Annotated in this window: 7 protein-coding genes; 2 read left to right on the forward strand and 5 right to left on the reverse strand. The window is 48.1% G+C overall.

What is annotated here, in order from left to right:
* Positions 1–5: 5 nt before the first annotated feature.
* From VF639_RS11945 to VF639_RS11955, 3 genes are all read right to left on the reverse strand, one after another.
* Entirely contained in the window at positions 6–1,082 is a 1,077-nt protein-coding gene (locus VF639_RS11945; RefSeq protein ID WP_331146134.1) for a glycoside hydrolase family 43 protein, read from the reverse strand.
* 114 nt (positions 1,083–1,196) lie between these two features.
* Positions 1,197–2,711: a RagB/SusD family nutrient uptake outer membrane protein gene (locus VF639_RS11950; RefSeq protein ID WP_331146135.1), complete on the reverse strand. Its 1,515-nt coding sequence runs from the start codon at positions 2,709–2,711 to the stop codon at positions 1,197–1,199.
* 57 nt (positions 2,712–2,768) lie between these two features.
* Positions 2,769–6,089, reverse strand: a complete 3,321-nt coding sequence (locus tag VF639_RS11955) for a SusC/RagA family TonB-linked outer membrane protein (protein WP_331146136.1) — start codon at positions 6,087–6,089, stop codon at positions 2,769–2,771.
* Between the two features lie 1,451 nt (positions 6,090–7,540).
* On the opposite strand from VF639_RS11955, the gene VF639_RS11960 reads away from it, so the two are divergent.
* Positions 7,541–8,512 carry a hypothetical protein gene (locus VF639_RS11960; RefSeq protein ID WP_331146137.1) on the forward strand — a complete coding sequence of 324 codons (972 nt, stop codon included), beginning with the start codon at positions 7,541–7,543 and terminating at the stop codon, positions 8,510–8,512.
* A gap of 376 nt (positions 8,513–8,888) precedes the next feature.
* Here the strand turns inward: VF639_RS11960 and VF639_RS25365 are convergent, their stop codons facing one another.
* Both VF639_RS25365 and VF639_RS11965 read right to left on the reverse strand, forming a co-directional pair.
* Positions 8,889–9,119 carry a transposase family protein gene (locus VF639_RS25365; protein WP_414654711.1) on the reverse strand — a complete coding sequence of 77 codons (231 nt, stop codon included), beginning with the start codon at positions 9,117–9,119 and terminating at the stop codon, positions 8,889–8,891.
* A 79-nt stretch (positions 9,120–9,198) separates the two neighbouring features.
* The gene (locus tag VF639_RS11965; protein WP_331146138.1) at positions 9,199–9,384 is read right to left on the reverse strand and encodes a hypothetical protein; all 186 of its coding nucleotides are present in this window, start codon (positions 9,382–9,384) and stop codon (positions 9,199–9,201) included.
* A 93-nt stretch (positions 9,385–9,477) separates the two neighbouring features.
* Here VF639_RS11965 and VF639_RS11970 point away from each other — a divergent pair, with 93 nt between their 5' ends.
* Positions 9,478–9,834: an IS1 family transposase gene (locus VF639_RS11970; protein WP_331146139.1), complete on the forward strand. Its 357-nt coding sequence runs from the start codon at positions 9,478–9,480 to the stop codon at positions 9,832–9,834.
* Positions 9,835–9,938 lie beyond the last annotated feature (104 nt).

Consider the following 9,938-nt stretch of genomic DNA (forward strand, 5'->3'; position numbering starts at 1 on the left):
CAGGCCTATTCTCCGGCCGGTTTCAAAATGGGCGTCCCAATAGCCACGGGCACCCCGAAATTCGGCGTATCATCTGGGTTCCAACTGAATTTTTGCATTCGCGGATTCCGGCGGTCCAGGCACCCCTCGTTGGGGTTCGCATTGGCATGGTAGATAATCCAGTCTTCTTGCCCGTCTCTGGACTTGAAAAAAGAATTATGCCCCGTGGCGTAGGCCCGGTTGGCGGGGTTTTGCGAGAAAACTGGCTGTGCCGCCTTAATCCAGGACGTGGCCAGCATGGGGTCGGCAGTAGTAGTTGCAGTGAGCATTCCCAACGCATACTGGTCGGTGCCACAGAAGCTGGCCGAATATATCAGGCAAGTTTTAGTGCCGTGCTTGATTATTTCCGGCCCCTCATTAACATAAGGCGGCCCAACGTTTTCCCAGGCATATTCGGGGTGCGACAATTCCACGCGCGAACCGGTCAGCGTCCAGGGGTTGCTCATGCGTGAAATGTAGAGTCGCTGTACGGCATCTATTCCGTCGTGACCTGACCAGATAAAGTAACGGTTGCCATTTTGCTCGAGCACCGTTCCGTCGATGGCCCAGAAGTCGGCCCCTGGGTTGTATAGTCGCCCTTTATCAGTCCAAGTGCCGGTGGTAGGGTCGGCGGCCGCGTTTTCGAGCACCCAGGTTCGCTGTTGGCCTAAATCCGTTCCATTAGGTCCGGCCGTGTAGTAGATGTACCACTTGCCATCGAAGTAGTGTAGTTCCGGTGCCCAAAGGTTACCGGAAGCCGGTCCAACAGCGGGTGGCGTCCATACTACTGTCGTAGCAGCTGTACCCAGATCCGACATTTTTGCGGTCTTCCAAACGGCTAACCGGTTGTTGAGCGTGTGCATGTAATAGTAGAAGCCATCCTTCTGGTACACCCAAGGGTCAGGACCGGAAGCGAGCAACGGATTCTGAAATGAGGTAGCCGTAGTAGTTGGCGGAACGACTGGAGGTATAAAGGGGGCGGTTTTAGTTTTTTTGCACGCCGTTTCACTCAACAGCAAGCAGAGTAGTAGTATGGGATAGGTAGAGGAAATATTCTTGTTCATGGATAAGGAATTGCGGAAGCACCAGCACACTTAGAAAGTGCTAAGACAGGACAGCCGCTCCGGCTTGCGGCCCGGAGCGGCTGTCCTTTCATCTATCAGCAAACCAACTACTGCTTAGTAACCAGGATTCTGTCTCAGATTAGGATCAGTTTGCAGGTCCCGAAGCGGAATAGGTAAGAGCTTGGATTTGCCTTCTCTTAAATCGAAATTATTGAAATCAGGGTCACGCGTTTTAAGCTCATCAATTCCGGTTTGATTGTCCAGTAAACCGTAGCGCAAGAGGTCAGCCCAACGGTGCCCCTCGCCAGCCAATTCAGTTACACGCTCATGCCGCAGTTGCGTTTTGAGCGTAGCTTGAGTGAATGCGCCAGCCACCAGTGGGGTAAGAGTTGCTCGTGTACGCACCTGGTTGATGAATGGCACGGCTGCGGCTGTCTGACCCTGCTCGTTAAGCGCCTCGGCATACATAAGTAACACGTCAGCATAACGTATCAGGCGGATGTTGATAGGCGAATGCCAGTTTTCAAAAGTCCGAGTCCGGTCGTTCGCATATTTGCGCCACCACAAGGCAGTGGGGTTCAAATTGCGGCCACCCGCGCCAAATGGCTGACCATATACGGGGGTAAGTGGATTGAATAGCGTGATTTCACGCCGTGGATCCGGCTGACCCGTGGTAGTTCGGTCGTTGTATTCGTTATATACCCAGCGGTGCGGCTGCACGTCCGAAAAGCCTACGCCGGGAGGTGCCCACCACTGTGCTCGCCGATTGCCCTCTGAAGCCTGCGTGTTATCCTGCCCACCGTCGTTGTTGGTGTTTATTCCTGAAAACTGCACTTCGAATACCGATTCGCTGTTGTTTTCGTTTTCGGCTGTGAAGTTATCAACATAGTTGGGCACTAACGAGTACTGATTGTCCCGAACGATTTCAGCAAACTGAGTTGAAGCTTCTGCCCAGCGCCGCTGTTGTAAGAACACCTTACCCAGCAGAGCGGTAGCAGCCCCGCGGGTAACACGCCCCTTATTGTTAGCATCGTACGTGAGTGGCAAATCTGCTTTAGCTGCCTGTAAATCCAGTATTACCTGTGCTTGCACTTCAAGCGGCCCGACCTGCGGGAAACGCAAGTTAGGCTCAGAAGGCACCAGAGCCAGAGGCAGATTGCCATAAAGTAAGCTTAGATCATAATAAATCTGAGCGCGAATGAATCGAGCCTCGGCCACCACGCGCTTGCGCAACGTCTCATCCATGTTGATGGTCGGTACGTAGGCAATTACTTGGTTGCAACGGAAGATTGTCCGGTGAAAATCATACCACATGTTGAATGTGTATTCAAACATGGTATTGGTTTGAATGAAACGCGTATAGCTTGCTAGCTCGGCATATGGGCTAATGCTATACGCTTCGTCAGACCGCGCTACGGTAGCGAAATGCCACATTAAACTGTAAGTGGCATCAAACTGCAGACCGGAATACGCTGCTGTGACGCCTTTTATGGCATCATCCTGAGTTTTCCAGAAAATAGCCGTGGAAGGTGCATTTGGCTCTACTTTATCTAGCAGATCGTCTTTACATCCGGAGGCTACCACTAAGCCAGCCGTAAGCAGAAGCGCTGAAATTCTAAAAGTTCTCATTTATGTATTGCTAAGAAATGGGCGGACAGAAACCGTTCGTTTCGATTTCGCTGCATGTTAGAAGTTAAGTTGCAAGCCGGCAGTAAATGCTCGCACATTCGGATAGGTACCGTCGTCAATACCACGACCAAAGGCACCAACGCCCGGTGTCTGCGGACCTGGCGTCTCCGGGTCATAGCCGGTGTAATCAGTGATTGTAAATACGTTGCGACCCGTGAGGTAGACTCGCAGAGTGCTCCCTTCTGATACTTTGTTGGTAACGGAAGTAGGCAACGTGTAGCCAATCTGGATGTTCCGCATCCGGAAGTAAGAGCCATCCTGCACCCAACGGGTGGAGTTATAGCGCGCATTCTGCAAGGCCGATGTACCCAGGTTGCCGGCCCCTCCCGCTTGCAACAGGCGCGGTGTAGTGGTGGATGGATTGGTGGGAGACCAAGGGTTAAGGTCTGCGCGGAAGTTAGTAGGCTCGTTGAAGCGGTCTTGCCAGAACCTCGCTACGTTGAATATATCGTTGCCGGATACTCCCTGGAAAAACACAGAAAGGTCAAATCCTTTGAAGCCAGCGCTCAAATTGAGCCCATACTGCACTTTTGGAAACGGATTGCCATAGAGTACGGCATCAGCATCGGTGATTTGCCCGTCTTTGTTGGTGTCGGTATACTTCACGTCGCCCGGTGATGCATAAGCTTGCGAGCCGTGCGTTCGCACTTCTTCTTCTGTCTGAAAGATACCTTCCATAGGCACCAGATATAGCCGGCTAATAGGCTGTCCTACTTGCGTACGCGTTAACTGCTGATAACCTGCGATAAAAGGCAAAGTTTGAGGCAAGCTTTTTACTTCATTCTTGAGAGTGGTCAGCGTCAAATCGGCCCCATAGGTGAAAGCTTTGCGATTTTCATGGTAGCCGAGCGCAAATTCCAGTCCTTTGTTTTCAATCTCACCAGCATTAGTGAATGGATCAGTTCCGAAGGCACCTAGATAGGCCGGTAATTGAGGGCTAACCAGTGCTTTCTTAGTGGTGGATATGTAATAGTCCGTCGACAGGGTCAGGCGGTTTTCCAAGAAAGCGGCGTCGATACCAAAGTTGGTGGTGTAGCGCTCTTCCCACTGAATGCCCAGGCTTGGCAACGCAAGCTGAATAGAACCTGGGTTAAGTGGCTGGTTTGGTCCGGAACCTAGGGGATAAAATACCGTTTGGTTGATTGTAGCCTGGTATAAGTAGTTGCCCGTCAACTCATCATAGCCGTTCACCCCGTAACTAGCCCGTAGCTTGAGGTTGTTCACGAAAGGCAAAGCACCTTTGAAAAAAGCCTCTTCGCTGACACGCCAGCCTACCGAAGTAGCATAGAAGTTACCATACTGCTTTGACTGATCGAAGCGGGAAGATCCGTCACGACGGAAGCTACCAGTAACCAGATATCGATTTTTATAGTCGTAGTTAGCTTGCGCGAAATAGGAGCGTTTAGCCCATTCGTTTATGCCTCCTCCTACTGCATAACCGCCAGGACCAGCTCCTAGGACGAAATAATACTGTGGAAGGGGTGAAAAGTTATTAGCTGCTGCGGAAGCGTTATCGGCTTGATACTTCTGCTCCGAGTAGCCAAGCACCGCATTTATATTGTTGTCGCCGAGGCTGCGGTTGAAGTTCAGCGTATTTTCCACCAACAAAGTGGAGTTATTACCTCTGTTTTCAAACAAAGACGCCGGCGAGTCTCCTCCGTTCTGCCTAATAAGGCCCCTTGTACGCTGGTTTTTATCAGCATACAATTGCATATCTAGTCCTAAGTTCAGCCGGTAAGAAAGAAAATCGAAGATTGAAAGGTCAGCACTTACACTGCCTTGCAGCAAGTTGTTAGTTTGATTACGGCTCAAAATCTCCTGGCTGCCGATGGGGTTGGTAGCAAAAGTGTTCAATGCCGGTGAGCCATACCCAAATCCGCTGCCACTCGTCTCAGTTGGGTTATACACCGGAATACCAGGCAGCATTGTTAGCACATCAATGAACGGAACGTCATTGAGCAACCGAGTATTGATGTGTGTCAGCAGTAAGCTTTCGCTTACTTTCAAGCGGCCACGAGTCAACCCTGAATTAAGACGCAGGTTATAGCGCTCGAACTTAGGGCCGCGCATAATGCCTTCTTGATTGAAATACCCGCCAGAAATCAAGAAGTTATTAGCATCCTTACCGTTGCGTGAGCCTCCTGAGAAATTCAGGTTGTAGTCCTGTATTACTCCATTCTGAAACAACTCTTTCTGCCAATCAGTATCAACATTATTGGTAAAAGTACCAGCCGCCTTGTTGGCGCCAATCAAAGGCTGGAGCCCGGCGTTGGTGTAGGCAACAGTACTAAGATCAGCCCACTGGCTGTGGTTGGTTAGGTCGTACGTTTTATACACACTCTCTACTCCACGATAGCCGTTAAAGCTGATTTTGGGAGGCCCTGACTGTCCACGTTTTGTGGTAATAATGATGACGCCGTTAGCCCCACGCGAGCCATAAACGGCTGTTGAGGAAGCATCTTTGAGCACAGTAGTAGACTCAATGTCACTAGGGCTTAGATTACGAATCTCGTTTGTCCAAAGTCCATCAATCACGTAAAGCGGATTACTATTCAGGGCTAAACTACCTACTCCCCGGATATTGATTTGAGGAACTGATCCAGGAGCACCTGTTCCTTCTACTTGTACGCCAGCCACTCGGCCCTGAATGCTCTGTACCAATGTTGGAACAGGGGCTTTAGCTGCTTCCCGTACATCAACGCTGCTCACGGCGCTACTCAGGTTTTGCCGGTCTTGGGAAAGGTAACCTACTACCACTACCTCGCTTAATGCGCTGACATCCTCCGCGAGAGTCACAGTCATGTTGGCGCTGCCAGCCGCTACTGGTACCTCCTTGCGGGCGTAACCTACATAACTGAACACCAGCGTGCTGCCTTCGGGCGCGGAAATGATAAAGCCGCCGTCCGCATTGGTGGAAGCACCAGTAGTGGTGCCTTTCACGAGCACTGTCACGCCCGGTAGCGGCTCGCCGTTCTCCTGCGTTACGCGACCTGAAACCGAAATGTCTGCGCTTTGAAAAGCGTCGGCAGCGGTATCATTTTCAGAAGCCAGCGTTGCCGCATTCGCTGTTAGGACCTGAAGCGGTAAGCAACAGAGCAAAGCTGGGATGGCAACCCGGCTTAATTTGGGTACTGTCTTTTTCATGTAAAAAAGTTGTGGGGATAGAAAGAATTTCGTGCACAAACGATTGTGCATTAATACTGTCGCAAACGTTTGTGTAAAAGTAAATAAAAACTTGTTTAATGTGGCTATTATATAGAAGATATCCACCTCTTCGAGTAAAATCCTTTTGACACTTAAGAGACGAACGAAAAGCACAACTAATGCTTTTAGACAAGTAAGAATAAAGAAATGTAAGCGAATTAGCAACAAAATATTTTCTTCTGCCCTTCAAAAAAATTGTACTAGCATCTAACCAAGCCCTTTTGTATCTCAAAGGTTAAGCACTCAAAACCAACGTAACTCCGTCAGTGTAACGATTGTGTTCCTTCTTGTAGAATTTTAGCTTCATCATGAATAATACTTTAAGGGCTTAGGGAGCAAACCGTCTTAAAGCGAGTGCTGTCGAAGCAATATTAAACAAGAGTTTGTAGAAGTCTTCGTGCCAGTGATTAAAGCGAAATTTACACTCTTCCAGATGCAACCCAAACGTCTCTTTGACCACTCCATGGAACTGGTGCAGGCGGGCTTTGGCGAAGTTCCCTGTGCCAATTCGTCTTGCCCGTGATGTACCCGAAGATGCCGGTCATAGCCCACGTCTACTAAACCTAAACCGTCATATCCGAGCCAGCCATCGGTATTGACCATCGCGCTAACGTCAATTTCACCTCTTATAATGGCTTGTAGGGTCTACTTCTAAAAAGTAGGGATAATTCAGTGTACACCTGATCACCCCATTTGAACAGGCAGAAAACCACCGTTTTACTGCCGTCCCCGCGTTCATGCTTGCCCCGGACCCGCCGCGGGCTGATGTACAATTCGTCTAGTTCCACGGCTCCGGCCAGTTCCACTGGCACTGGGCATTCGGCTTGCAGGCGGTGGCACAGCCGCAGGTAGAGGGCATTGACCGAGCGCATACTCAGGCTCGTCAGCTGGGCCGTGTCCGAGACCGTCAAATCGAGGGCAAACAGAAATGCAATTTTACTGATGTGATGTCACCACTCTAGGTGATTTTGCACTGTGTTGCACTCTAAGCATTTATCTAATTATAAAACAGTAGCAATATATGTAAGAAGAATATATATATAGCGGTTTCGTGAACGGTGTACTCCTTTACTGAGGGCGACATGCGTTGATAGTCGTTTTCTATAGCGTCGGCAGCCTCGCAGAGTCAGTTCCTCAGAATCAAGGTGTCCACCGTTCACAAAACCGCTATAACACTCTGTTTACCATTGATAAGTATGTTACGAATATGCATCCTACATATTTTTTCAACTATATCAAGAAATTAAATCTATATATTAAATAATATATATGTCACTTATCGAGCGCATGTTTCCTTTACAACATGAATGGTTTAAGGTAATATGCATCATCGCTTTGGCTTATTACAATCATTTAATGATGGGGTCATCTATTGTAAAGTGGCCCTCTAGCATAACTGGAATATAAGCCTATGCCATAAATCTTCACTTTCAATACAACTTTGTTCGTCACAACGAAGAAACTAAACAAAATAGCAGGTATAATGGGCTACCTACCCCAATGTTGCATTCACTAAAAGTGAAACAAACAAAAATTTCATCTTTCTTTTTAACCAGCGTGCTCTTATGAAAAATCATCTCCGTCCTTTCTATTTGGCTCTATTACTGGTAAGTACAACGTTCTGCTCGAAAGATCCACAAGCTCCAAATCCGATAGGTACAATGGGTACTAATAGCGGCATAGCCCTCAATAATCCTGGCTATCCTGTTGGTTTTAATCCACAAACGTGCAATACAGACACAGCAGGAACATATAATTTCTTAGAAGTTGAAGCACGAAACAAATCTAACGTCAGCGATGCTGATTTCTCCACTTTGCGTTCCGCCATCGAACCTGCACTCAGTGATAAGTTTTACCAATATGGGAGTTACGAACCTACATTCGCTAGCGAGATTAACCAGTTTAGTGATGATACTAAGCAATTTCTACAGATGTACGATGACTTCTTATATTCATGTTACGTAGCTGGCAGGCCTGAAACTGAGCGACCAGACTATATATCAGACAGACTTAATAGTAATTTTGAGGGCTTGGCATATAATGTTGCTAATGCTTCATATTATTCCCAAGAACAAAAAGAGCAATTCGCAGCCGCTGTTGAGGCTGCCAGACCTCTTAATCAACGAGCTCTAGAAGTTTATACTTCTTTACTCTCATGCGAGTCGCCTTATTATCGTAGTTCAGCAACCAAGTCCCCAGCAAAAGATGTAACTGGACTTGGCAAAAAAATGCTAACGCTAACGTTCAAGGAATATGAGCAGTTACGCAATAGTGGAAGAATAAAGGCCCCCATTCGGGATGACACAGCTTACAAATCCAGTTTTTGGAAAAAATTATCAAAAGCCGCTCACAAAGGATTTAGCATGTGGCTATACACAATATCAGGTGCGATTGGCGGAGCTCTTCAAGGAGCCCCATATTCTGTCGCAACTGGAGGGGCTTCAGTCGCAGCTGGCGCTTTTATAGGCGGATTTATTGGGTATGCCAAAGGTCTTCAGGAAGTAAAAGCAAACCGGTGCATATTTGGCCCATGCTGAACTTGAGTGAAGTTGTACTACTTTGTCCTACAATATAGAATTTCAAATAAATTAAGCAATTGAGTTACGCTTTTCTAAATTAGAGAAAGCTTTGGCATAGTACCAAGGCTTTCTCTTTTTATATTAGAATTGCTATTGTTTTCCAATCAAAGAGTTAGATGATATTTTTTAAAATGGTCTATCTCGGCGAACATTATAAAGGCTTCTGCTAGCTTGTTTTTCTTTTTCATTCGATTGGTGATGCAAATCACGAAAAATGATTTGAGTCTAGCAATTACATTTTTTACCACCACCTGAAGCGGCGCTAAGACCTGATTAATCAGGCGTTGCAAGGGGGTAGAAGGGTGTTTTTTCGAGCTTTATAGGGAATAAATACTTACTGCCAGTCTATGAAATTCTTGATCCCTATAAACCCCGTATCCACATGAATTCGGTATTTTTTAAAGCTCAAATGGGCGAATAATTCTTCAAAAATAGCAAAATCATGCGTCCGCCCACTATAAGCTTTACTGACCCACAATAACTGCCCACTTAAGGTACAAATCAAGAGCCACTTGAGGGTGTGTCGTTTTTTTGGTGGTGGGCTAAGTGGATGTGAAAGCCGTATAGAGAGCTATGATAACAACGAGTCACTGTGGCAGCCGTTGTGGTAGCCTACACGTACGCAAGAATGGGAGTAGTCATGGTCACCAGAAGTACCAGTGTACAGCTGCACCTATCAAGGGTACTTCCAGCCCGCAGCACCAGCGCGTGCTGCCCATTACGCCCAGGTAGAAAAGTTGCTGGTCGAGCGCGTGTCCTAGCGTGCCATCGTACGCCTGACGGGGGTAGCCCAGATGACGGTGGCCAAGCTGGCAAAAAAGCACAGACACAGCATCCAACCCGTCGCCTACCCGTTCGGCCCCGGATATTGGAGTTGGATGAAAATGTGGAAGTTTGTGGGCCTTAGACGACAATAAGTTTGGTTGTGGCTGGCCGTCGAGCAGCACATCCAGCGTATCATGGCCTGGGTGCTCAGCACCCGCGGCACGGCCACCGCACGGCGGCTCTGGCAGGCCTTGCCCAAACCCTATCGCACCGGCACCTGGTACTTTACCGATGAGTGGGAGGCCTACCGACAGGTGTTGCCAGCCACCGCCCATCGACCTAGTCCGAAAGGCAGTGGCCGCACGAGTATTGTCGAGGCGGTGAATTGTTCTTTGCGACAGCGCTGCGCCGTATTAGCTCGTAAGTCCCGCTCCTTTAGTCGTTCGCTGGCCATGCACTGGATTCGTTTGCAATTTTGCATCAACGACTACAACCAACGGTTCACACCCACTTAGACCACCGCCAAATATCATTACCGCGAGATAGTAAAGCAAAAAAGCACAAATAATGTTGTTTAGCTATTAGGAATCAGGGCAAACGCATGAAGCTTAAGCGAGGA

This window comes from Hymenobacter sp. (genome assembly GCF_036387835.1).
Classification (GTDB): Bacteria; Bacteroidota; Bacteroidia; order Cytophagales; family Hymenobacteraceae; genus Hymenobacter.